General features: G+C 68.1%; 24 protein-coding genes. 9 read left to right on the top strand and 15 right to left on the bottom strand.

The window, feature by feature from the left end; all coding sequences use genetic code 11:
- Positions 1 to 8 precede the first annotated feature (8 nt).
- Positions 9 to 755, top strand: a complete 747-nt coding sequence (locus Q8K84_RS04965; protein WP_305281424.1) for a M48 family metallopeptidase — start codon at positions 9 to 11, stop codon at positions 753 to 755.
- Here Q8K84_RS04965 and Q8K84_RS04960 read toward each other — a convergent pair.
- Complete coding sequence (locus Q8K84_RS04960; protein WP_305281423.1) at positions 749 to 2,734, bottom strand: transglycosylase domain-containing protein; 1,986 nt, start codon at positions 2,732 to 2,734, stop codon at positions 749 to 751. The two genes, Q8K84_RS04965 and Q8K84_RS04960, sit on opposite strands and share 7 nt — an antisense overlap.
- Before the next feature lie 308 nt (positions 2,735 to 3,042).
- Between Q8K84_RS04960 and Q8K84_RS04955 the strand changes: the two genes are divergently transcribed.
- From Q8K84_RS04955 to Q8K84_RS04920, 8 genes are all read left to right on the top strand, one after another.
- Complete coding sequence (locus tag Q8K84_RS04955; RefSeq protein ID WP_305281422.1) at positions 3,043 to 3,378, top strand: hypothetical protein; 336 nt, start codon at positions 3,043 to 3,045, stop codon at positions 3,376 to 3,378.
- 99 nt (positions 3,379 to 3,477) lie between these two features.
- Positions 3,478 to 3,795 carry a PaaI family thioesterase gene (locus Q8K84_RS04950; RefSeq protein WP_305281421.1) on the top strand — a complete coding sequence of 106 codons (318 nt, stop codon included), beginning with the start codon at positions 3,478 to 3,480 and terminating at the stop codon, positions 3,793 to 3,795.
- A 190-nt stretch (positions 3,796 to 3,985) separates the two neighbouring features.
- On the top strand, positions 3,986 to 4,540 hold the full coding sequence (locus tag Q8K84_RS04945) for a F0F1 ATP synthase subunit delta (RefSeq protein ID WP_305281420.1): 555 nt from the start codon (positions 3,986 to 3,988) through the stop codon (positions 4,538 to 4,540).
- Between the two features lie 4 nt (positions 4,541 to 4,544).
- Entirely contained in the window at positions 4,545 to 6,074 is a 1,530-nt protein-coding gene (gene atpA / locus Q8K84_RS04940) for a F0F1 ATP synthase subunit alpha (RefSeq protein WP_305281419.1), read from the top strand.
- Positions 6,075 to 6,095: 21 nt separating this feature from the next.
- Entirely contained in the window at positions 6,096 to 6,968 is an 873-nt protein-coding gene (locus Q8K84_RS04935) for a F0F1 ATP synthase subunit gamma (protein ID WP_305281418.1), read from the top strand.
- 17 nt (positions 6,969 to 6,985) lie between these two features.
- Positions 6,986 to 8,569 carry a F0F1 ATP synthase subunit beta gene (atpD, locus tag Q8K84_RS04930; RefSeq protein ID WP_305281417.1) on the top strand — a complete coding sequence of 528 codons (1,584 nt, stop codon included), beginning with the start codon at positions 6,986 to 6,988 and terminating at the stop codon, positions 8,567 to 8,569.
- 5 nt (positions 8,570 to 8,574) lie between these two features.
- The gene (locus Q8K84_RS04925; RefSeq protein WP_305281416.1) at positions 8,575 to 8,841 is read left to right on the top strand and encodes an ATP synthase F1 subunit epsilon; all 267 of its coding nucleotides are present in this window, start codon (positions 8,575 to 8,577) and stop codon (positions 8,839 to 8,841) included.
- A 126-nt stretch (positions 8,842 to 8,967) separates the two neighbouring features.
- On the top strand, positions 8,968 to 9,627 hold the full coding sequence (locus Q8K84_RS04920) for a hypothetical protein (RefSeq protein WP_305281415.1): 660 nt from the start codon (positions 8,968 to 8,970) through the stop codon (positions 9,625 to 9,627).
- A 48-nt stretch (positions 9,628 to 9,675) separates the two neighbouring features.
- On the opposite strand, the gene Q8K84_RS04915 is transcribed toward Q8K84_RS04920, so the two are convergent.
- The 14 genes from Q8K84_RS04915 to rplU form a co-directional block, all read right to left on the bottom strand.
- A complete protein-coding gene (locus tag Q8K84_RS04915; RefSeq protein WP_305281414.1) occupies positions 9,676 to 10,437 on the bottom strand; it encodes an alpha/beta fold hydrolase in 762 nt (253 codons plus the stop codon).
- Positions 10,438 to 10,465: 28 nt separating this feature from the next.
- Complete coding sequence (locus tag Q8K84_RS04910; RefSeq protein WP_305281413.1) at positions 10,466 to 10,963, bottom strand: RNA pyrophosphohydrolase; 498 nt, start codon at positions 10,961 to 10,963, stop codon at positions 10,466 to 10,468.
- On the bottom strand, positions 10,960 to 12,120 hold the full coding sequence (locus Q8K84_RS04905) for a divergent polysaccharide deacetylase family protein (RefSeq protein ID WP_305281412.1): 1,161 nt from the start codon (positions 12,118 to 12,120) through the stop codon (positions 10,960 to 10,962). The genes Q8K84_RS04910 and Q8K84_RS04905 overlap by 4 nt, the downstream gene beginning before the upstream one ends.
- A gap of 117 nt (positions 12,121 to 12,237) precedes the next feature.
- Entirely contained in the window at positions 12,238 to 13,626 is a 1,389-nt protein-coding gene (locus Q8K84_RS04900) for a S41 family peptidase (protein ID WP_305281411.1), read from the bottom strand.
- Between the two features lie 68 nt (positions 13,627 to 13,694).
- On the bottom strand, positions 13,695 to 14,600 hold the full coding sequence (locus Q8K84_RS04895; RefSeq protein ID WP_305281410.1) for a murein hydrolase activator EnvC: 906 nt from the start codon (positions 14,598 to 14,600) through the stop codon (positions 13,695 to 13,697).
- A complete protein-coding gene (gene rlmH, locus Q8K84_RS04890; RefSeq protein WP_305281409.1) occupies positions 14,593 to 15,057 on the bottom strand; it encodes a 23S rRNA (pseudouridine(1915)-N(3))-methyltransferase RlmH in 465 nt (154 codons plus the stop codon). The genes Q8K84_RS04895 and rlmH overlap by 8 nt, the downstream gene beginning before the upstream one ends.
- A gap of 10 nt (positions 15,058 to 15,067) precedes the next feature.
- The gene (gene rsfS, locus Q8K84_RS04885; RefSeq protein WP_305281559.1) at positions 15,068 to 15,487 is read right to left on the bottom strand and encodes a ribosome silencing factor; all 420 of its coding nucleotides are present in this window, start codon (positions 15,485 to 15,487) and stop codon (positions 15,068 to 15,070) included.
- Between the two features lie 78 nt (positions 15,488 to 15,565).
- Positions 15,566 to 16,225 (bottom strand): nicotinate-nucleotide adenylyltransferase, encoded by a 660-nt coding sequence (locus tag Q8K84_RS04880; RefSeq protein ID WP_305281407.1) that lies wholly within the window; start codon positions 16,223 to 16,225, stop codon positions 15,566 to 15,568.
- Between the two features lie 11 nt (positions 16,226 to 16,236).
- Positions 16,237 to 17,802: an aldehyde dehydrogenase family protein gene (locus Q8K84_RS04875; RefSeq protein ID WP_305281405.1), complete on the bottom strand. Its 1,566-nt coding sequence runs from the start codon at positions 17,800 to 17,802 to the stop codon at positions 16,237 to 16,239.
- 79 nt (positions 17,803 to 17,881) lie between these two features.
- A complete protein-coding gene (gene proB, locus Q8K84_RS04870; RefSeq protein ID WP_305281557.1) occupies positions 17,882 to 19,030 on the bottom strand; it encodes a glutamate 5-kinase in 1,149 nt (382 codons plus the stop codon).
- Complete coding sequence (obgE, locus tag Q8K84_RS04865; protein ID WP_305281403.1) at positions 19,018 to 20,061, bottom strand: GTPase ObgE; 1,044 nt, start codon at positions 20,059 to 20,061, stop codon at positions 19,018 to 19,020. Before obgE ends, proB begins: the two co-directional genes overlap by 13 nt.
- A gap of 72 nt (positions 20,062 to 20,133) precedes the next feature.
- Positions 20,134 to 20,670, bottom strand: coding sequence for a GNAT family N-acetyltransferase (locus tag Q8K84_RS04860; RefSeq protein WP_305281401.1), 537 nt, complete (start codon positions 20,668 to 20,670; stop codon positions 20,134 to 20,136).
- 138 nt (positions 20,671 to 20,808) lie between these two features.
- Positions 20,809 to 21,081, bottom strand: a complete 273-nt coding sequence (rpmA, locus tag Q8K84_RS04855; protein ID WP_293317373.1) for a 50S ribosomal protein L27 — start codon at positions 21,079 to 21,081, stop codon at positions 20,809 to 20,811.
- A gap of 25 nt (positions 21,082 to 21,106) precedes the next feature.
- Entirely contained in the window at positions 21,107 to 21,691 is a 585-nt protein-coding gene (gene rplU, locus Q8K84_RS04850) for a 50S ribosomal protein L21 (protein WP_305281395.1), read from the bottom strand.
- Positions 21,692 to 21,722: the final 31 nt, after the last annotated feature.

Below are 21,722 nucleotides of genomic sequence, written 5' to 3'. Positions count from 1 at the left end.
GAGGGGACATGAGTCCCTTTGGCCGCACCTTCGCTGATGGCGACCGGATCGAGATCGCCGGCGCCGTCATCCGCCTGAAAGTCCACGCGCGGGCCAGACGCATATCCCTGCGCCTGGACCGCAGTCGGCGCGAGGTGGTGGCCACCGCGCCGTCGCCCCGTCGTCTGGCCGAGGCTGCGGCTTTCGCCCGCGACCGCATCGACTGGATCAGCGCGCGGCTGGCTGAACTGCCTCAGGCTCAACCCCTGGCGCCGGGCGCGGAGCTTTCCGTCATGGGGCGACCGGTGCGACTGGTTCAGGCGCCAGGTCGCGCCCGGTGGCTGGCGGACGAAGATGGATCATCGGCCCAGATCACCGCGCAGGGGGAGGGCGAAGGCTTCGCCCGCGCCACGCAGCGGCTGCTGCGCAAGCAGGCCCTCGAAGGTCTGGGGGCGCTGACCAGAACCCATGCGCAAGCCCTGGCGGCGCCTATGCCCGAGGTGCTGTTGACGGATGCCCGTTCGCGCTGGGGCTCATGCAAGCCGCCCGTGGCGGGCAAGCCGGCGGTGATCCGCTACTCATGGCGCCTCGCCCTGGCCCCGCTGGCGGTGGCCGACTATGTGGCGGCCCACGAGTGCGCCCACCTTCGGGAGCTCAACCACGGACCGCGCTTCTGGGCCCTGGTCGAGTCCCTGGTGGGGGACCCGGCCCCGCATCGCGCCTGGCTGCGTGCGCATGGGGCCCGGCTGCACGCCATCGGAAGCTCAGCTCAGTAGGGGATAGACTCCGGGTCGGCCGGTGCCGGCGAAGGCGTCGTCGGATCGGCTCCTCCGCCGATCATGCTCCCCACCCCGTCCAGAAGATCGCCGATAGGGTCGGCCGCCGGCGTGGTCGATGGAGGCTCGATCGTTCCCCCTGGAATCGGCTGAGCGTTCAGCCGCGGCAGGGCGGAGGTCATGAAGTCCTTCCAGATCCGGGCCGGCGCGCCACCCCCCGAAACCCGGCGCATGGTGGTGTTGTCGTCCTTGCCCACCCAGACAGCCGCAACGAAGCCGCCGGTGTAGCCGACGAACCAGGCGTCCCGATAATCGTTGGTGGTGCCGGTCTTGCCAGCCAGATCATAGTTCGGAACCCGAGCGCCGGTGCCCGTGCCGTTGGTCACCACACCGCGCATCATCTGGTTCATGTACTGCAGGGCCGGCGAGCCGATCACCGCCTGCCGCTGGGGCTTGTCGACGCTGTGATCATAGAGAACCCGGCCGTCGGCGGTCCGGATGCGCTCGATCCCATAGCCCTGGGCCTTGAAACCGCCATTGGCGAAGGGGGCGTAGGCCTGGGCCATCTGCAGAGGCGTGACCTCCACGGCGCCAAGCGCCATGGACGGATCAAGCTGGATCTTGCCGGTGATCCCCAGGCGCCGCGCCGTGGCGGCGACATTGCCCGTACCCACCTCATTGGCCAGACGCGCCGCAACAGTGTTGGTCGACTGGGCCAAAGCCTGTTGAAGGCTCATCTCCCCGCGGAACTGACCATCGTAGTTGCGGGGCTCCCAGTCGCCGATCCGTAGCGGCTCGTCGACCATGCGGACATTGGGGGTCCGCCCCTGTTCCATGGCCGTAAGATAGACAAAGGGCTTGAACGAAGAGCCGGCTTGGCGCTGCGCCATGGCGGCGCGGTCGAACTGGCTCTCCGCGTAATCGGCGCCGCCGACATAGGCCCGCACGCGGCCCTCGCCGTCCAGGGCCACCAGGGCGCCCTGGCCGATCCCCTGGTCAGCGCCTGCGGCCACGCCGCGGCGGACCGCCTGCTCGGCGGCGGTCTGGATCGGCAGATCCAGGGTGGTCTCCACCACCAGATCGTCCGTGGGCTCCCCCACCAGTCCGCGGACCTCGTCATCGATCCAGTCGACAAAATACTGGGCCCGCTGATTGGCCAGGGTCGGGTTGACCCGCACAGGATTGTTGAAGGCCTCGGTCCGCTGCTCAGGCGTGATCGCGCCAAGCCGGACCATCTCATCCAGGACGATGGTGGCCCGCCGGGCGGCTCGGTCGGTGGCCGAGACGGGGCTGTAGCGCGAGGGCCCCTTCATCATCCCGGCCAGCAGGGCCGATTCCCCGATGGTCAGCTGCGGGGCGGGCTTATTGAAATAGCGTTGGGAGGCCGCCTCGATCCCATAGGCGCCGCCGCCGAAATAGACCCGGTTCAGATAGAGCTCGAGGATCTCCTTCTTGGAGAATCTGAGCTCCAGCCAGACGGCCAGGATCAACTCCTGGGCCTTGCGGCGATAGGTCTGGGCCGGCGTCAGGAAGAGGTTTCGCGCCAGCTGCTGGGTGATGGTCGAGCCCCCGCGCAGGGGGCCCCCATCACTGGTCATGTTGTAGATCTGCGAGCGGACAATGCCCCACGGGTTGAAGCCGGGATGCCAGTAGAACCAGCGGTCCTCGATGGCGATGAAGGCCTTCGGCACATAGTCGGGCAGGCTGTCGAGATCCACCGGCGGGGCGTACTGCGAGCCACGCACCGCCACCAGGGCGCCGGACCGGTCGAGATAGGAGATGGAGGGCTGGCGCTCGACCTCGAACAGCTTGGAGGTGTCAGGCAGGTCGACGGCGAAGACCGCGAAGAAGGCGGCCACGAAAATCAGACCCCATACCGACAGCACCGCGGCCCAGTACATAAAGGCCTGGGCCGGCGTGCGTCGGGCCCGGCCGCCGCCGGAGGGCCGCTGCGATCGCGGCTGTTGCGAATTGGCCATCTGGATTCCAGCCGTTGGGTTCGTTCGAGGTGGAGGCGCCTGCGGGCGGCTCTCTTTATCTGAAGCCCACAAGAGGCGCGACAGGATTGATGGGGGATGAACGCGGCCCTTCCAGGGCCAGCCTGACGCGATCGCCTGTCCAAACCTGCATACCCGCGGTGCGCAAATGGCGGTTGCGATTGATCTTAACACCGTTATCTTAGCGTTGCTTAGTTCGGACGGCCCCGCGCGGGGATATCGCGAGGCCCCGGGACGAGCCGGCGATTTCCTCTCGCCGCACCCTCCCCAACGCCGGAGTTATGGCAATGATGATCCGTTCCACCCTGGCCGCCGCCGCGGCCCTGATGACGTTCGCCCTGGCTGGTCAGGCGACCGCCCAGACCCTGGTCACCGCCAAGCTCGAGCAGCCCGTGGCCGAGCGCACACGCCTGGTCGCCGGCAGCGCAGTCTTCTGGTGCGAGGGCGAAGCCTGCGTGGCCACGGTCGCCAACACCCGCACCTTCATCCCCGCCACCTGCAAAGAGGTCGCCAGCCGTTTCGGCGTCGTCACGGCGTTCGAGTCAGGAGCCCGCGCCTTCGACGCCGACCGCCTTGACGCCTGCAACGCGTCGGCCCGTCCCGCCCAGCAGGCCGCGAACAACTAGAAGCGACTCTCCCAGCCGCATCTGTCGAGCCTGCCAAACTGGGCGCCGGGGAACCGGCGCCCTTTTCTTTTCTGCGGGGACGGGTAAAGGACCGCCGCCATGATCCCTTCATTTCCCGCCTCTTCCTCAGCCCCGGTCCGTACGGCCGGCCTGGTCCCTGCCGGCGCCGGCGCCGGCGCTGCGCTGATCGAAGTCGCCCTGGCGGCCGCCAGCGGCGAGGACCTCGCCCCAGTCTCTCTTACCTTGGACTATGCCGCGCCGCTGGCGGCCGGGGAGGCGGTGACCCTGGAAGCGGCCATCGAGCGGACCACCCGCACCCTGGTCTTCGCCCATGGTCGCGTGCTTCGGGCTGACGGCGCCCTAGCCGTCACGGGCTCGGCGGTGTTCCGCAGGCTCGCAGATTCTGGCAAGGCTTAGGGCGATTGGCGGATTTCCTAGGCGCTGGTTTGGTTGCGGCGCCTAAAATCGCGTGCTATCAGGCGCGCGGCTTAGGGCCGGGGGCGGACCTCCTTCTTCGGCGCCGTGCTTTTTCAAGCGCTTTCAAGCCTTTAGCTGAGACGAAGATCCCTTCGTAGCGGCTTTTAGACACGCACCGGGCGGACATATAGTGGCGGACGATTCCAGGACTTCGAATGTGGGGGGCAGATATGCCCAGGCCCTGTTCGACCTCGCGAACGACGAGAACAAGATTGCGGCGGTTGAGGCCGACCTCAGGTCGCTGAAGGCCATGATGGCCGACAGCCGCGATCTGCGCGTCCTGCTGGCCTCGCCAGCCTTCACGGCTCAGGACAAGGCCAAGGGCCTGTTGGCCGTGGCGCGCAAGGCGGGATTTGACGCCACCACCATCAAGTTTTTGGGCCTGATCTCGGCCAACGGGCGGGCCTCGGCCCTCTCTTCGGTGATCAGCGCCTTCCAGGCCCTGTCGGCCGAGCGTCGCGGCGTGGTTTCTGCGCATGTGACGACCGCCCTGCCGCTCACGCCGGCTCAGGCTCAGGGCGTCGCCGCCGCCCTGCGCCAGGCGCTGGGCAAGGATCCTGAAATTGAGACCCAGGTTGATCCCTCCATTCTTGGCGGCATCAAGGTCCGGGTCGGCTCCCGTCTGTTCGACGCTTCGCTGGGTACGAAGCTCGACTCGCTGAAATTCGCCCTCAAGAGAGCGTAAGAACATGGACATCCGCGCCGCCGAGATTTCGGCCATCCTCAAGTCGCAGATCGCCAATTTCGGCGAGGAAGCTGACGTTTCCGACGTCGGTCAGGTTCTCTCCGTCGGCGACGGCATCGCCCGGGTCTTCGGCCTCGACAACGTCCAGGCCGGCGAAATGGTCGAGTTCCCCAAGGCCGGGGTGAAGGGCATGGCCCTGAACCTGGAGCGGGACAATGTCGGCGTCGTGATCTTCGGCGACGACCGCGCCATCGGCGAGGGCGACGAAGTCCGCCGCCTGGGCGAGATCGTGGATGTGCCGGTGGGCAAGGGCCTGCTCGGCCGCGTGGTCAATCCCCTGGGCGAGCCCATCGACGGCAAGGGCCCCATCGTGGCCACCGAGCGGCGTCGCGCCGACGTCAAGGCGCCGGGCATTATTCCGCGCAAATCCGTGCATGAGCCGGTGCAGACCGGCCTGAAGGCCATCGACGCCCTGATCCCGGTCGGCCGCGGCCAGCGCGAGCTGATCATTGGCGACCGTCAGACCGGCAAGACCGCCGTGGCCATCGACGCCATCCTCAATCAGAAGGCCGTCAACGCCTCGGGCGATGAAGGCCAGAAGCTCTATTGCATCTACGTCGCCATCGGCCAGAAGCGCTCCACCGTGGCCCAGATCGTCAAGACGCTCGAAGAGCGCGGCGCCCTGGAATACACCATCGTGGTGGCCGCCACGGCGTCGGAGCCGGCCCCGCTGCAGTTCCTGGCCCCCTTCGCCGGCTGCGCCATGGGCGAGTGGTTCCGCGACAACGGCATGCACGCCGTCATCATCTATGACGACCTCTCCAAGCAGGCGGTGGCCTATCGCCAGATGTCCCTGCTGCTGCGTCGCCCGCCGGGCCGCGAAGCCTATCCGGGCGACGTCTTCTATCTGCATAGCCGCCTGCTGGAGCGCGCGGCGAAGCTGAACGAGGACAATGGCTCGGGCTCGCTGACCGCCCTGCCGATCATCGAGACCCAGGCCAATGACGTGTCGGCCTATATCCCGACCAATGTGATCTCCATCACCGACGGCCAGATCTTCCTGGAAACCGACCTGTTCTTCCAGGGCATCCGCCCGGCCGTGAACGTCGGCATCAGCGTGAGCCGCGTGGGCTCGTCGGCCCAGATCAAGGCCATGAAGACCGCGTCCGGCCCCATCAAGGGCGAACTGGCTCAGTATCGGGAAATGGCCGCCTTCGCCAAGTTCGGCTCGGACCTGGACGCCACGACCCAGCGCATGCTGGCCCGCGGCGCCCGCCTGACCGAACTGCTGAAGCAGCCCCAATATTCGCCCCAGCAGGTGGAGGAGCAGGTCTGCGTGATCTATGCCGGCACCCGGGGCTACCTGGACGGCATCGCGGTCGCCGATGTCAGCCGCTACGAGGCTGAGCTGCTGAGCTTCCTGCATGGCAAGCATCAGGAGCTGCTGGACGGCATCCGTATCAAGAAGGACCTGAAGGACCTGGAAGCCGATTTGAAGAGCGCGCTCGACGCCTTCACCAAGACTTTCGCCTAAGCCCGGCCAGGACCTCAAGGGATGGCCAGCCTCAAGGAGATGCGCAATCGGATCGGAAGCGTGAAAGCCACGCAGAAGATCACGAAAGCGATGCAAATGGTCGCCGCGGCCAAACTTCGTCGTGCGCAGGACGCCGCCCAGAGCGCGCGCCCCTACGCCGAACGGATGGCTTCGGTGATCGCCAACCTCGCCCAGGGCGTGAGCGGTGAATCCGCGCCGCGCCTGCTGGCCGGAACGGGCCGTGACGACCGCCACCTCATTGTGGTCGCCAGCTCCGACCGCGGTCTCGCCGGGGGCTTCAACACGTCCATCGTGCGCGCCGCGCGCGAACGGATCAGCACCCTCCAAGCCGCCGGCAAGGATGTGAAGCTGCTCGTGGTCGGCAAGAAGGCCCGCGACCAGCTCCGCCGTCTGCACAGCGAAAAGATCATCGAGACCATCGACGCTGGCGGCGCGCCGTCCATGGATGTCGCCCAGGCCGTGGCCGACCGGATCACCGCCCTGTTCGAGGCCGGCGACGTGGATGTGGTCACCCTGGTCTACAGCCGTTTCCAGTCGGTGGTCAGCCAGTTTCCCACCGCCCGCCGGCTGATCCCCGCCGAGGTCGTCGTCGACGCCCCGTCCGTGGATCTCAAGGGCGCGGTCTACGAATATGAGCCCTCTGAAGAGGCGATCCTCGAGACGCTTCTGCCGCGTAATCTGACCATCCAGCTGTTCTCGGCCATGCTCGAGAACCAGGCCGGCTTCTACGCCTCCCAGATGACGGCGATGGACAACGCGACCCGCAACGCCGGCGACATGATCGCCAGCCTCACCCTGCAATATAACCGCACACGTCAGGCGCAGATCACCAAGGAGCTGATCGAGATCATCTCCGGCGCCGAAGCGATCTAGAGCAAGAGAACAGCACCATGGCTACGACCCCGAAGGCTCCCGCCAATACGCCGGCCGCCACCGTGGCTGCGGACGCTGCGGCGCCCGCCAAGGCCCCGGCGCGCAAGGCGCCCGCCAAGAAGGCCGCCGCCGGCGCGGCCGCCTCCACCCCGGCGCCGGGCGCCGCCGTGGCGACGGGCAAGATCGTTCAGATCATCGGCGCCGTCGTCGATGTGGAATTCGTCGGCCACCTGCCCTCGATCCTGAACGCACTGGAAACCACCAACACCGATCAGCGCACGGGCCAGCCCTTCCGCCTGGTCCTGGAAGTCGCCCAGCATCTGGGCGAGAACACCGTGCGCACCATCGCCATGGACACCACCGAGGGCCTGACCCGCGGCCAGCCCGTGGCCGACACCGGCGCCGGCATCACCGTTCCGGTGGGTCCGGGCACCCTCGGCCGCATCATGAACGTCATCGGGGCGCCGATCGATGAAGGTGGCCCGATCAACTCGACCATGACCAGCGTCATCCACCGTGAGGCGCCCTCCTTCGCCGAGCAGGCGACCTCGGCCGAGATCCTGGTCACCGGCATCAAGGTCATCGACCTGCTCTGCCCCTATACCAAGGGCGGCAAGATCGGCCTGTTCGGCGGCGCCGGCGTGGGCAAGACCGTGACCATGCAGGAACTGATCAACAACATCGCCAAGGCTTACGGCGGTTATTCGGTTCTGGCCGGCGTGGGCGAGCGCACCCGCGAGGGCAACGACCTCTATCACGAGATGATCGAGTCCGGCGTGAACCAGCCCGGCGGCGGCGGCGACTCCCGCTGCGCCCTGGTCTATGGCCAGATGAACGAGCCCCCCGGCGCCCGCGCCCGGGTGGCCCTGACCGGCCTCGCGCAGGCGGAGTATTTCCGCGACGAAGAGGGCAAGGACGTGCTGCTCTTCATCGACAACATCTTCCGCTTCACTCAGGCGGGTTCGGAAGTGTCCGCCCTGCTGGGTCGTATCCCCTCGGCCGTGGGTTACCAGCCGACGCTGGCCACCGAGATGGGTAACCTGCAGGAGCGCATCACCTCGACCAACAAGGGCTCGATCACCTCGGTCCAGGCCATCTACGTGCCGGCCGATGACCTGACCGACCCGGCTCCGGCCACCTCGTTCGCCCACCTTGACGCGACCACCGTGCTGAGCCGCGACATCGCCGCCCAGGCCATCTTCCCCGCCGTTGACCCGCTGGACTCCACCTCGCGGATCATGGACCCCCTGGTGATCGGTGATGAGCACTATGCGGTCGCCCGTCGCGTCCAGGAAATCCTGCAGCAGTACAAGGCGCTGAAGGACATCATCGCCATCCTGGGCATGGATGAGCTGTCGGAAGAGGACAAGCTGATCGTGGCCCGCGCCCGCAAGATCCAGCGCTTCCTGTCGCAGCCCTTCCACGTGGCCGAGCAGTTCACCAATACGCCCGGCATCTTCGTGAGCCTCGACGACACCATCCGCTCGTTCAAGGCGCTCTGCGAAGGCGAGTACGACCACCTGCCCGAGCCCGCCTTCTACAATGTCGGCACCATCGAAGATGCGGTGGCCAAGGCCGAGAAGCTCGCGTCGGAAGCCTAGGGATCATGGCGGACAAGCTGCACTTTTCCCTCGTTTCGCCGGAGCGGGAGCTTTATTCCGGCCTGGTTGATCAGGTGGACGCGCCAGGAACCGAAGGCGACTTCGGGGTCCTGGCCGGCCACGCCCCTTTCATGGCCACCCTGCGCGAAGGCCGGGTGATCGTGCGCAATGAAGGGCGGGAAACCGCTTACGAGGTGAAGGGCGGCTTCGCCGACGTCACCGCCAGCGGCCTGACCATCCTGGCGGAGCAGGCGGCCCCGGCCCCCATCTGACGCTTGCAAGACGGTCAGACGGCCCCGGAATCGTAAAAGGGGGCGTGTCAGGTCTTGCAGTGACGGCCGGGCTTTAGTGTGATGGCGACAAGCCCCTTAAGGGGCGTCAAGTCAGGGAAGACACTCATGCGCACCGTCCTCGCCAGCCTCATCCTGATCGCCGGCCTCACAGGCCCCGCCCTCGCTCAGGACGCCGCCGAGCCTGCGCCTGAAGCCTCGGCTACGCCGATGGCGCCGGCTGCGGCCCCGGCTATGACCCCAGCGCCGGCCCCGGCCCCAGAGCCGGCTGAACCGCCGCCTTCCCTGCCGACCAGCGGCGACGGCGCGGCCGTTCTCTCAATCCTGACCCGAGCCTGCCTGCCGATGGTGCGCGAAGGCAAAACCGTCGAGGATGTGGCCAAGGATCTTGGCATGCGGCGCGACCGCCGTTCGGGCAGCTACCAGATGGGTCTTGGCGGGGACCGCAACTATACGATCTCGGTTCTGCCCAAGGGCGCGAACGACAATGTCTGCAACGTCCAGATCAACTACGCCGTCGGCGCCGAAGAGCCGATCGTCGAGGCGCTGAACATCTGGTCGTTTCTCCAGGATCCCCGGCTGCGGATGCAGCGCAACGACTTCGCCGTCGGCCCGGACAACGTCAAGCGCATCACCCTGGCCTGGGAGCATTACACCGATGCGGAGTCCACGGGCCTAGTGTTCGTCCAGTTGAAAAACCCTGACGATACGCCCCTTGATCGCCGCTATGACCAGGCGACGCTGCTGTTCAGCGAACGCAGCTTCTAGGACAACATCGCCCGGCCCGGTCTTCGTGACCGGTCCGGGCTGCTTGCCTTAGGCGGGTCTGGCGGCCTGGGCCTGAATCCATGCCAGGGCGCGCTCGGCCACGGTCTGCCAGCCTGGCTCGCCGGGTAGCCAGTGGCTCATCTCCGGCAAGATCTGAAGCTCCGCCCCAATCCGTCCGGCCGTCAGCCGCGCCGTGGCGGGGGGATGGACCACATCTCTCTCACCCACCATGACCAGGGCCTGGGCGGCGGTCTGGCCCCCGAGACTGGTGGTCATCATCGGATCCAGCCACCAGTTCAGCGTCTCCCAAAGGGCCCGGCCGCTCTCCGGCCGCAGGCGCTCAAGGATCGGCCGCCGAGCGCCCGGTGAAAGGCGGTCGAGGCTGTAACGCAGCATCAGGTTCCGGTCCGGGGTCACCGCCTGGCTCCAGAAGGGGCCTAACAGATGCAGGCCAAAGGCGGTGACGCCTTCTTCCAGAGACCAGCCTGCAACCCCCCAGGGCGGCGACGGCGCCAGCAGCACCACGCCCGCCACGGGCGCCCGCCGCGCCGCCAGCAGGCAGACCAGGCCGCCCAAGGAATGGCCCACCAGGAAGGGGGGCTCAGCCTGACTTTGACAGAGCCCGGCGATATCGGCGGCGTAGTCGAGCATCGACACGCCCACCACTGAGGCGTCGGCGTCGCTCGCCCCATGGCCGCGTAAAGCCGGAGAGAAGACGGTGTGGCCCGCGGCGCGGAACGGCGCCTTGAAGGCTTCGAAGGTCCAGTCGCCACAGAAGGCGCCGTGCACCATGATGACCGGTGCGGCCATGTTGCTCCTCAGGACGGAAAGCCGGTCTCTAGCCGACGGCGAAGATCGCGAAGGCCTCGACGACCTGTCTGTATATCGCCTGTTTGAACGGCGCTACGATTTGGGGGGTTTCAGATAGTAATCCCCAGCGCCAGGCGTCAAATTCGGCGGGTGGATGACCCTCGAGGTCGATTTCCTGGTCCGCCCCGTCAAAGCGCAGGGCGAACCAGACCTGACGCTGGCCTTTCCAGGACCGGCCGATGGGGGAGCCGGCGTGCTCAGGGGGAAAGTCGTAGGTCAGCCAGCCATCGGTGCGCCCTAGCACAGTCACGGAGCTGACGCCGGTCTCCTCGGCCAACTCCCGCAGCGCTGCGGCCTGCAAATCCTCACCAGCGTCGACCCCGCCTTGCGGAAACTGCCAATTATGCGGCCCCGGTGTCCCGGCGCGGCGGCCGATCCACACCCGCCCGTCAGGACGAAACAGGGCGACCCCGACATTGGGCCTGTAGGGCGCCAGGTGCGACGGCAGGTCGGGCTCGGCGCTCATCGGCGGGTGAGCGCCGAGGCCGGCGCCAGCTGATAGCCGCGGGATTCCACCACCTGCGCCCACTTGGCCACCTGGGAGATGGTCAGGGGATAGGCGAAGCCCGACCCCAGGGCCTGGCCATTCTGCAGGGCCTGGGCTTCCAGGGCCAGCAACTGCTGATCGATGGCTTCGCCCGAGAGTTGCTCATCAATGATGCGACCGGCCGAGGCCCGTGGGACGCCCAGGCCGCGGCCCGCCGCTTGGCCATCGTCGATAAAGGCGAGCCCCCGGGTCTTGAGCACCGTCGTGAAGGCGGCCATCGCCGGGTCGGAACTGAGGAAGCGAGACCCCAGATAGTTGGTCAGTCCGAAATAGCCCGTGCCCCGGGACAGCAGCCACTCCAGCCGTCGGCTCGTCTCGGCGGGGCCGGAACTGGCCAGCAGGGTGTAGGGGCCAGGATCGTTGTCAGGATAGTCGAGGGGCTCCATCGGAGTTTCCAGCAGAACCTCGTGACCGTGTTGGCGGGCCAGATTGATCCAGCCCTGCAAGCCCTCCGCATAGGGGACGAAGGACAGGGTTATTTCCCCGGGAAGGCTCTCGATGGCTTCCTGGGTGGCCCGACTATTGAGGCCCAGACCGCCGACAATCAGGCTGACCTTGGGCTTGCCATTGGCCTGGAAGGGTCGAGCATAGGCCTGGGCGGCCGTGCGACCGTTGGGGGCGATCACCGGCAGCGGGCCGTTGGGGCCGGGATTATGCAGGCCCGCGATCGGCGCGGGCGCAAGAGGCTGGGCTCGCCGGGCGGCCTGGGCGCCGGGCATGGTGATCACCGCCTCGCCCATGGCCTCGGCTTCGGGCAGGGGGGTCTCCGACAAGTCGAACACCTCCTCGATGACGCCCGGCCCGGAGCCATCGGCGGTGAGCGCCTCGCGCCAGCCCGGTGGGGCGGCGGCCACCACCGCCTGGGCGAGGGGCAGACGGATGATCGGCGCGCCGGCCTTAGGATCGCCGATGATCATGACCAGCGCGGTCAGGGTCAGGAGGAACAGGAGGGCCGCCCCGCCGGCGCTGATATAGGGGTTTGAGATGGCCGCGCGGACATGACCCAGGGGGCCTGCGCGAGCAGGCTGAGGCGACGCCGGCGCCGGCGTCAGGCTCTTCTTCGAAAACTTGGCCATGGCTCGCCGAACCCCATCTTACAGACCAGCCTGAACCCGGTTCTGCGCGAACATGGTTAACGAACGCCTTAAGGCGACCTGGGAGGCGGCGTCCTCATGAGACGCCCGTCCCCAGCCTCAGTTCGCCTTGGGCGCAGCAGCCACCTTGTCCCCACCCTTCCCGATAACCTCGGCGAGGCGGGCAGGGGGCTTGGGCAGTTTCGGCGTCGCGGCGACCGATCCAAACTTCAGCACGTCCTGGGCGCGGACCAGCTGGAAGTCCTTGTCCTCATCAAAGGACTCCGGCGGGGCCTCGGCAGGCTCATGCGCGCCGCGACGGGCCTGACCCTCGCCGGCCGTCAGGGCGTTGCGCAAGGAGGCTTCGCTGAACTGGAAGGCGCGATTGGCGATGGCCTGGGCTTCGGCGCGGCTGGCCGCAACCTCGAGATCCGGCTCGATCCCCGTCTGCTGGATCGAACGGCCCGACGGCGTGTAGTAGCGCGCCGTGGTCAGCTTCAGCGCCCCGTCCATGCCCCCGCGCAGCGGGATGACGGTCTGGACCGAGCCCTTGCCGAAGCTGGTCAGCCCGACGAGCTCAGCCCGTTTGCGGTCCTGCAGGGCGCCGGCGACAATCTCTGCGGCCGAGGCCGAGCCGGTATTGATGAGCACGACGATCGGCAGGCCCTCGGCCATGTCACCTGGCCGGGCGTTATAGCGCTCCACATCCCGGGCGTTGCGACCCCGCTGGGACACGATCTCGCCGCCCTCCAGGAACAGGTCCGAGAGACCCACAGCCTGGTCGAGCAGTCCGCCTGGATTATTGCGCAGGTCGAGGATCAGGCCCTTCATATTCGGATTGGCGGCGCGCAGTTCAGTGAAGACCCGCTCGGCCTCATCGGTCGTACGTTCGTTGAAGGCCGAGACTCGCAGGAAGCCGTAGTCGCCCTCCATCCGGGCCACGGCCGACTTGGGCTCGATCACCTCACGGACGATGGTCACGTCAAAGGGTTCGCTCTTTTCCCGGGCGATGCTCAGCACCACGGATTCGCCGGGCTTGCCGCGCATCTGCTTGACCGCGTCGCTGACGCTCATGCCCAGGACGCTGGCCCCGTTGACCGCGGTAATGTAGTCGCCGGCCTTGATCCCGGCCTTGTAGGCTGGGGTGCCGTCCATGGGCGAGATCACCTTGACCACGCCGTCTTCGCTGGTGACCTCGATCCCCAGACCGCCATAGGCCCCGCGGGTCTGGTCGCGCATCTCGTCGAAGCTCTCGCGGTTCAGATAGCCCGAATGCGGATCCAATGAGGTGAGCATGCCGTCGATGGCGGACTCGATCAGTTTGCTCTGATCCACGTCAGTGACGTACTGGCGCTCAACCGTGTCGAGGACGTCCCCGAACAGCTCCAGCATTCTGTAGGTCTGCGCCTTCGGCTGCTGGGCCGAGGCCTGGGCCTGCTGGCTCACATAGGCCATGGAGCCTGCCCCAAGGACGAAGGCCGCCGCGCCGATCATCAGATACTGCTTCATTGGCCTAGCCTGAGGCTCCCTTTGCGGCGATTTCATGCCGCGATGCGTCTGCTATCCCCACGGGCGGGTTAGCCCGCCTCTTTTCTTAGCCAGCGCGCCGGGTCGACCGGTGCGCCCTTTTCCCGGACCTCCAGGTAGAGTTCCGAAGCCGAGGTCCCCTCGTCGGCCATCCAGCCGACCGGGGCGCCCGCCGTCACTGTTTGACCGACCTCGACGCTCACGCGATCCAGACCTGCCAGAACCAGATGGTATCCGCCGGGCATCCTTAAGATCAAGATGACGCCCCATCCCCGCACCGGCCCGACATACTGTACGAGCCCGGCGCCCGGACTTTGCACACGGGCGCCCCGGGCTGTGAGGATGGTCTGGCCTTGATGCCGGGCTGTCCCGTGGAGCGTCTCGCCGAAGTGGTGCGTGACAGGGCCGTCGGCGGGGATCAGCAGGACATTCGGGGCCTGCAGGGGGCCCGCGAACACCCCGTCTGCAGGGGCTGCGGCATAGCCCCGCAGGGCCGCGCCGCCAGGATCGACCGCCTGTGGGGTAGGCCGCGCCTCTGCCCGCTCGCTCTCGGCGGTAAACAGGCTTTCGCTCGCCACAGCGGCCAGCCGCCGCTGACGGGCAAGGTCGGTCGCCTCGACGGAATAGGCGAGGGCCCGCCGCTGCAGCTCTGGTGTCATGGCCTTGACGAGGATCGCCGCGCGCACGGCGTCCCGGGCGTCGCCTGGCGCCACCAGCAGGGCTGGCGGCGGATCGCGGCGGAGCTGCTGCAGGACGGACAGAAGGCGGGCCAGCTGATTGTCATTCTCGCCGCGCTCGGCGTTCAGGGCCTGCTCCCGGGCGTCCAGGGTCTCCAGTCGCAGACCGCTGACCGGCGCGGCCAGGGCGGCGAGCCCGATCCCTGCGAGGCCCAGGAACACGACGAAGACCGCGCCCAGTCTGCGCTGAAGCGTAGGGTGGCCGGGCGCATCAGTCACGGTGATAGGGGCTCCCGGCCAGAATGGTCACGGCGCGATAGACCTGTTCGGCCAACATGGCCCTGACCAGGGCGTGGGGCCAGGTCTGTGGGCCGAAGGCCAGCCGCCCCTGGGCGTCAGCCATCAGGGCGGGGTCCAGTCCGTCGGCCCCGCCGATCACCAGGACCAAACGCCGCGTTCCTTCGTCACGCAGGCCCGCCATCTCCTGTGCGAAAACGCGGGAGGTGCGGGCCTGGCCGTGTTCGTCGCAGACCAGGACATGGGAATCTTTGAAGTGGGGACGCAAGACTTCCGCCTCCGCCGCTTTGCCGGACTTGCGGCTTTCCACCTCGATCACCTCCACCGGCCCTAGGGCCAGGGCCCGACCGGCGGCGGTGGCGCGCTCGACATAGAGGCGCACGAGGTCGTTCTCTGGCGAGCGGGCCAGCCGACCCACCGCAAGGATCACGACCCGCAAGTCCGCGCCGTCAGGAGGTGGGGACGGCGTGACCCGAGGCGTCCAGGGACCAGATCTTCTCGATATTGTAGAAGCTGCGGACTTCGGGACGGAACAGGTGGACGATGATGTCGCCGGTGTCGATCAGCACCCAGTCGCAATGGGGCATGCCCTCGACCCGGGCGCGGCCATAGCCGTGCTCCTTCAAGGCGCGTAGCAGGTGATCGGCGATCGCGCCCACATGCCTCTGCGACCGGCCCGAAGCCACGATCAGCCCATCGGCCACCGCGCTCTTGCCCGTCAGGTCGATGACCACGACGTCCTGAGCCTGATCCTCGTCGAGGCGGCTCAGAATAAGTTTCTCCAGGGCGTCAATGCGGGCCTGGACGTCTGAGGATCCGACGGCTGAGCCGGCGGTCTCCTGCGCGCTCTGCGCGGCTTCAGTAATCAGCGGGAAACTCCTCTAAAGTCCACGCAAAGACCATCTTAGCACGATTGCGCGCTCCGGTCAGGGGGCCTTGTGCAGATGTCACAGGTCGGTTGGCCGCATCCGTTCGCGCAGGACGGTGGAGGACTGAAAATTCAACGGACCCCGCAGGAAGACCCAGGCTGGGGGCGCCCGGCCCGGTAGCCGGCGGGCCTGGGACGAGGGAATGCGGTAGCGGGCGAAGCGCTTGGCGGCCGGCGAGGTGCGGCTCTTCAGCGAAATCCAGGGTCGGGAGACGACCGCCACAGGCGTCTCGGCCATGATCTGGGTCCAGCCCCGCCAGCGATGGAAGGTCGCCAGACTGTCGGCGCCCATGATCCACACAAAGTCGACGCCAGGAAAACGTCCCTTCAGAGCCCGAACCGTATCGATCGTATAGCGCGAGCCCAGTCTCGTTTCGGCGTCCGAGACGGCCATGCCCCGCTGGCGGGCGAAGGCCTGGGCGCCGGCCATGCGAGCGCTGAGTGCGGCGGTTTCATGGGCGGGCTTGAGCGGGTTCTGCGGCGAGACCAGCCAGACCACAAGGTCCAGGCCCAGGCGGCGGCGAGCGGTCTCGGCCACATGGGCGTGGCCCTCATGGGCGGGATTGAAGGACCCGCCGAACAGACCCACCCGCATCCCGGGCTCCAGATGGAAGCCCAGCCGCAGGGCGCCCGGCCGACCAGCGGCAGGCAGTCGGCGGGCGGGGCCAGCAAACCACATGGGCCTCGCCCTCAGGCGCTGCGGGCAGGGGTGGGCGCCCCGCCGCGGTCAAGGTGGATATCGCTCTGGCGCACCCGGGCGCGGATGGTGAACACGCCGTCCCCGGCCAGCACGCCGCCCCGGGCGAACAGGCGTCCGAACTCCCAGTTTGACAGGCCAAGCTCCGGCTTGTTCAGGGCGTACTGGCCATCCACCCAGCGGGTGAAGCCGTCGCCAACGAAGGGCGCGTTGATGGTGGCGTAGAAGCGGGCGTGGGCGTTTTCGTCGGCGCTGATCAGGCTGGCGGCGAACTGGGGACTGTAGCGGTTGAACAGGCTGATCGCCTGATCGAGGTCGCTCACCACCTTGAGGGTCACCTCAGGTGTCTCTTCCCACTCCCATTCCCGGCCGAGTTCGGCCTCGGCCAGGATCTCGACCTTGGCCTCGTCGCGCAGGCCGTCGGCCCGGGACACCTGAACGCGGGCCGCGCGCCAGGCCTGGGGCAGAACCGCCTCATCGCCCTCGACCACATGCAGCTTCACCCCGTGGCCCCGCCGGGCGGCGGCCTCGTCGAGGGCCGCCAGGAAGACAGGGACCAGCGTGGGCGCGGCGTCGCGGGTGACGCAGAAGACGTTGAGCGTGTTGCAGACCTTGCGGTCCAGGGAGTGGAAGACCGCGCCAAACAGCCGGTCGAGGTCTGCGCTGGCGTCGGCGACCATCCAGGCGCCGCCGGTTCCATGCAGACTGACCGGCACGCCGGCCTGTCGGGCCACGCCGCCCAGCTGGGTGACGGCGGGGCCTGATCCCCGGGCTACGGCGAGCCCCAGGCGGGAATCGGCGAACATGGCCCAGCCGGCCGCATGGGCCGGGGAGTCCAGCAGCACGGCGGCGCCGGAGGGCAGACCGGCCTGGGCCAAGGCTGGGTCCAGGGCGCCTTCGACAATCGCCCGGGCGGTGCGCAGGGCGTCAGAGCCGATCCGGAAGACCACGGTGTTGCCCGCCCGCAGCACGCCGGTGGCGTCGGCGAAGACGTTGGGGCGACCCTCGAAGACAAAGGCCACGACCCCGAGGGGGGCGCTCACCTGCTCCACCCGCCAGCCCTCATGGTCCACCGCCTCGATCACCTGGCCCCGGGCGGGGGCGGCGTCCCGCCAGGCGAGGAGTCCAGCGATCATGTCGCCGCGCATCTGATCGCTGAGCGCCAGACGCGTGGTGGAGCGGCGCCGGCTTTGGGCCGCCACAAGGTCTTCAGCGTTGGCCGCCGCGATGGTCCGCCAGACAGAGTCGGTGGCCAGACGGGCGGCGAAGGCGTCGAAAAAGGCGCTGATCTGGTCGTCGCTGACCTCGCCCATGCGGGCAAAGGCGTCCCGGGCGCGGCTGACCGCCTGGTGGGCGATGGCCTGCTCGCCGGCAGGCACATGCAACAGGTCGCCGGTGTCTTGCAGGACCAGCAGGCGGTCACCAGCCTGGAACCGGGCGGCGAGGTCGCGGTCGACGACCGCGAGGCGGTCGCCGCCATAGGGGATGACCATGCCAGGGGTCAGCGCCGTCAGGCGCGCGCCGCCATCGTCCTGCCGTCCTGGCCTCGCCCCATCCATCGTCCGTATCCGTCAGTTATGCTCAGGATGAGCCTTACCTAGGCTCCTTTGGCAGCCTGGGCAATTTATGAGGCGATCCTCAGCCGGCTGCGATATCCGCGCGGGACGCCAGGACGGCAAGGTCGTCGGCATGGATCAGCGGCCCTGAGGTATAGCCCAGCACCGCCTCAATGGCGTCGGACCGCAGCCCGCAGATGCGCTCGGCCTCGGCGGCGTCATAGCGCGACAGTCCGCGGCCGATTTCCTGGCCGTCCGCAAGGCGCACGATCACGGCGTCGCCCTTGCCGAAGCGGCCCTCGACGCCCTTGGCGCCGGCCGCCAGCAGGCTCTTGCCCGCCCGCAGGGCGTTCGCGGCCCCCTCGTCCACGAGGATTGCTCCGGCCGGGGCCAGGGAGCCGGCGATCCAGGCCTTGTAGGCGGCGCCCGGGGTCAGGGCTGGCTCGATGATGGTGGCCTTGGCCCCGTCCTCCACTGCGCCCAGCGGCGCAGGTCGCGAGCCCAGGGTGATGATGGTGGCGCAGCCGGCCGACTGGGCGATGCGGGCGGCCGCCAGCTTGGTGGCCATGCCGCCTGTGCCGACGCCGGCCCCGGCGTTCGCGCCGCCGGCCATGGCCTCGATATCCGGCGTCAGCTGCGAAAGCCTGGGGATGTGGACGGCGTCGGGGTCGCGGCGCGGATCGGCGGTATAGAGGCCGTCGATGTCCGACAGCAGCACCAGGGCGTCGGCGCCGATCATCTGGGCGACCCGGGCGGCCAGTCGGTCATTGTCGCCGTAGCGGATTTCTTCGGTGTCCACCGTGTCGTTCTCGTTGACGACCGGCACGACTCCCAACTCCAAAAGGGTGTCCACTGTCGCCCGGGCGTTCAGCCACCGGCGGCGCACCTCGGTGTCGTCCCGGGTCAGGAGGATCTGGGCCGCCGAAAGGCCGTGGGGCTCCAGGGCCTCCTCCCAGGCGCGCATCAGGGCCGATTGGCCCGCGGCGGCTGCGGCCTGTTTCTCCGGCAGGGTCAAGGCGCGGCGGGTGAGCCCAAGGCGACGCCGGCCGAGGGCCACGGCGCCGGAAGATACGATCAGGGCCTGCTGACCCCGGGCCCGCAGCCGGGCGATGTCGAGGGCGAGCGCGTCCAGCCACGCCCGGTCGGGAGCTCCATCGTCGCCCACCAGAAGAGCCGAGCCGACCTTGACGACGATGCGGCGGGCGCCGGCCAGCGCGCTCACGGCGCCCAGCCCGGTTCGGGACCTTCCACCGCGGCCTTTTCCTCGGCCCGGCGCTCGCGCACCTGACCCCAGGCGGCGCGCAGCACCTCGGTGACGCCCTCGCCGGAAACCCCGGAAATCAGGGCTGGCGCATGGCCGGCGGCTTCGGTCAGTTCGGCGGCCTTGGCTGCGCGGGTCTCATCATCCAGGGCGTCGACCTTGTTGAGCGCCAGGATTTCGCGCTTCTCCGCCAGGCCCTCTCCATAGGCGGACAGCTCCTGGCGGATGGTGCGATAGGCCTCGCCCACATCGTCCTGGGTGGCGTCCACCAGGTGGATCAGCACGGCGGTGCGCTCCACATGGCCCAGGAACCGGGTGCCCAGGCCTGCGCCTTCGGAGGCGCCTTCGATCAGGCCTGGGATATCGGCGATGACGAAGCGCTCATTGGTGGAGAGATCGACCACGCCCAGATTGGGGGCGAGCGTGGTGAAGGGGTAGTCGGCGATCTTCGGCTTGGCCGCCGAGACGGCCGCCAGGAAGGTGGACTTGCCCGCGTTGGGCAGGCCGACCAAGCCGACATCGGCGATCAGCTTGAGCCGCAGCCAGATCCAGCGCTCTTCCCCGTCCTGGCCCGGATTGGCGTGCCGCGGCGCCTGGTTGATGGGGCCCTTGAACCGGTCATTGCCCCAGCCGCCGTTGCCGCCCTTGAGCAACAGCAGGCGCTGACCAGCCTCGTCCATGTCGGCGATCAGGGTCTCCTTGTCCTCGTCGAGCACCTGGGTGCCCACCGGCACCTTGAGGACGACGTCGGCCCCGGCGTGGCCATGGCGGTTGCGGCCCATGCCGTGCTCGCCGGTCTCGGCCTTGAAATGCTGCTGATAGCGGTAGTCGATCAGGGTGTTGAGACCGTCCACCGCCTCGATCCAGACGTCGCCGCCCCGGCCGCCGTCGCCGCCGTCGGGGCCCCCGTACTCGATGTACTTCTCCCGCCGGAACGAGACGGCCCCGCCGCCGCCATTCCCTGAACGGATATAGATCTTGCACTGGTCTAGAAATTTCATCGGCGTTCCAGGTGAGCCTCCCCCGCCGACGGTCAGCCGACGGGGCAGGTTCGTATCATAGAGTGGGATGAGCTAGGCGAGCCAGACCATCATGCGAGTGGGCGCGGGCGCGCCCCGGGCCAGCGAGTGACGCAGGACCACGTCGCCGGTGTAGAGAAAGCCAGTCTTGCACAGCACCTGGCCCGAGGCTGGGTTGTCAGCGAAGTGGCCGGCCAGAAGATAGCGCCGCTTCCAGTCCTGCCCGGCCCAGACCAGGGCTGCGCTCGCCGCCTCAGTGGCCAGGCCCTGACCCCAGTAGGGCCGACCGAGCCAGTAGCCGAGCTCCATGCGCCCGGCGTCATCCTGATGGAAGCCGAGCATTCCCACCACTCCCGCCTGGTCGTGTTCGATGGCGAACACCGGTTCCTGCGCCCCGTCCTTGAGCCCACAGGCCTCCAGGAAGGTCTCGGCGTCGGCGAGGCCGTAGGGGTGGGGCATGCGGGTGGTCATCCGCGCCACGTCAGCATCGTTGGCCAGGGCCGCAATCCTCGGCGCGTCGGCGGCCCGGGGCGCCCGCAGCCGTAACCTGGGCGTGGCGATGACGGGCGACCCGTCGTCTGGAATGGTCATCTGATCCTCCCGGCCCCTCTGCTGGGGGCCCTTGGAAAACGAAAACGGGGAGTCCGGCGGCCGGACTCCCCGTTTGGAGTTTTCCTGTCCGGTCCGCCTCAGGGTTTGAGAGGCGGAACCGGGAGAGAGGCGGTCCGCCTATTCGGCGGCGGCCATCTCCGCCTGGACCACCGTCACATAGGTGCGGTCGTCGCGCTTGGTGATGAACTTCACTGCGCCGGTCTCAAGCGCGAAGAGGGTATGGTCGCGACCAATGCCCACATTTGCGCCCGGGTAATACTTGGTGCCGCGCTGGCGCACGATGATGTTGCCGGCGAGCACAGCTTCGCCGCCAAACTTCTTTACGCCGAGGCGACGACCAGCTGAGTCGCGGCCGTTGCGAGATGAGCCGCCAGATTTCTTGTGAGCCATGGTGCTCTCCTAAATCGTGGGACGCCTATTCGGCGTCCGATTCCTTCTTGGCGGCGGCCTTCTTGGGCGCAGCCTTCTTTTCGCCAGCTTCAGCCTTGGGAGCCGCAGCCTTGGCGGCCTTCGGCTTGGCGGCGGCCTTGGGGGCGTCAGCCTCCACGTCCGCTGCAGGCTCAGCCGCGGCCTTGGCCGGCTTGGCCTCGACCGGGGCGCGAACCTCGGTGCTCAGGCCGCGGGCGCGGGCGTCGAGGACCGACTTGGGGGTCAGGTCGACTTCACCGTCCCACTTGTCGGTCTTGCCGACGCCGGCGATCGAGGTGACGCGCAGGACGCTCTCGAACTGGCGATGACCCCGGGTCCGGCGATAGCCCTGACGGCGGATCTTCTTAAAGATCTTCACCTTCTCGCCCTTGCGGGTTTCGATCAGGGTCGCCTCGACGCTGGCGCCGTCCACCACGGGCGCGCCGAGGGTCACGGTTTCGCCGTCGCCAAGCATCAGGACGTCGCCAAACGCGACATTCGCGCCGGGCTCGCCTTCCAGCTTTTCAACCACAAGCAGGTCACCAGGTTGGACCCGGTACTGTTTTCCGCCGGTCTTGATCACCGCGTACATGGTTCGCGCCTTGGACTTGATACAAAAAGGA

It is taken from the genome of Phenylobacterium sp., assembly GCF_030679875.1.
In the GTDB taxonomy this organism is placed as follows: domain Bacteria; phylum Pseudomonadota; class Alphaproteobacteria; order Caulobacterales; family Caulobacteraceae; genus Phenylobacterium.
Note: the sequence above shows the minus strand (reverse complement) of the source record. Positions and strands in the feature narration are given on the sequence as shown.

Excerpts from the sequence above, each read along its gene's own strand:
- Q8K84_RS04965 (WP_305281424.1), top strand. The coding sequence starts at position 9 with ATGAGTCCCTTTGGCCGCACCTTCGCTGATGGCGACCGGATCGAGATC.
- Q8K84_RS04960 (WP_305281423.1), bottom strand. The coding sequence starts at position 2,734 with ATGGCCAATTCGCAACAGCCGCGATCGCAGCGGCCCTCCGGCGGCGGC.
- Q8K84_RS04955 (WP_305281422.1), top strand. The coding sequence starts at position 3,043 with ATGATCCGTTCCACCCTGGCCGCCGCCGCGGCCCTGATGACGTTCGCC.
- Q8K84_RS04950 (WP_305281421.1), top strand. The coding sequence starts at position 3,478 with ATGATCCCTTCATTTCCCGCCTCTTCCTCAGCCCCGGTCCGTACGGCC.
- atpA (WP_305281419.1), top strand. The coding sequence starts at position 4,545 with ATGGACATCCGCGCCGCCGAGATTTCGGCCATCCTCAAGTCGCAGATC.
- Q8K84_RS04935 (WP_305281418.1), top strand. The coding sequence starts at position 6,096 with ATGGCCAGCCTCAAGGAGATGCGCAATCGGATCGGAAGCGTGAAAGCC.
- atpD (WP_305281417.1), top strand. The coding sequence starts at position 6,986 with ATGGCTACGACCCCGAAGGCTCCCGCCAATACGCCGGCCGCCACCGTG.
- Q8K84_RS04925 (WP_305281416.1), top strand. The coding sequence starts at position 8,575 with ATGGCGGACAAGCTGCACTTTTCCCTCGTTTCGCCGGAGCGGGAGCTT.
- Q8K84_RS04920 (WP_305281415.1), top strand. The coding sequence starts at position 8,968 with ATGCGCACCGTCCTCGCCAGCCTCATCCTGATCGCCGGCCTCACAGGC.
- Q8K84_RS04915 (WP_305281414.1), bottom strand. The coding sequence starts at position 10,437 with ATGGCCGCACCGGTCATCATGGTGCACGGCGCCTTCTGTGGCGACTGG.
- Q8K84_RS04910 (WP_305281413.1), bottom strand. The coding sequence starts at position 10,963 with ATGAGCGCCGAGCCCGACCTGCCGTCGCACCTGGCGCCCTACAGGCCC.
- Q8K84_RS04905 (WP_305281412.1), bottom strand. The coding sequence starts at position 12,120 with ATGGCCAAGTTTTCGAAGAAGAGCCTGACGCCGGCGCCGGCGTCGCCT.
- Q8K84_RS04900 (WP_305281411.1), bottom strand. The coding sequence starts at position 13,626 with ATGAAGCAGTATCTGATGATCGGCGCGGCGGCCTTCGTCCTTGGGGCA.
- Q8K84_RS04880 (WP_305281407.1), bottom strand. The coding sequence starts at position 16,225 with ATGTGGTTTGCTGGCCCCGCCCGCCGACTGCCTGCCGCTGGTCGGCCG.
- Q8K84_RS04875 (WP_305281405.1), bottom strand. The coding sequence starts at position 17,802 with ATGGATGGGGCGAGGCCAGGACGGCAGGACGATGGCGGCGCGCGCCTG.
- obgE (WP_305281403.1), bottom strand. The coding sequence starts at position 20,061 with ATGAAATTTCTAGACCAGTGCAAGATCTATATCCGTTCAGGGAATGGC.
- Q8K84_RS04860 (WP_305281401.1), bottom strand. The coding sequence starts at position 20,670 with ATGACCATTCCAGACGACGGGTCGCCCGTCATCGCCACGCCCAGGTTA.
- rpmA (WP_293317373.1), bottom strand. The coding sequence starts at position 21,081 with ATGGCTCACAAGAAATCTGGCGGCTCATCTCGCAACGGCCGCGACTCA.
- rplU (WP_305281395.1), bottom strand. The coding sequence starts at position 21,691 with ATGTACGCGGTGATCAAGACCGGCGGAAAACAGTACCGGGTCCAACCT.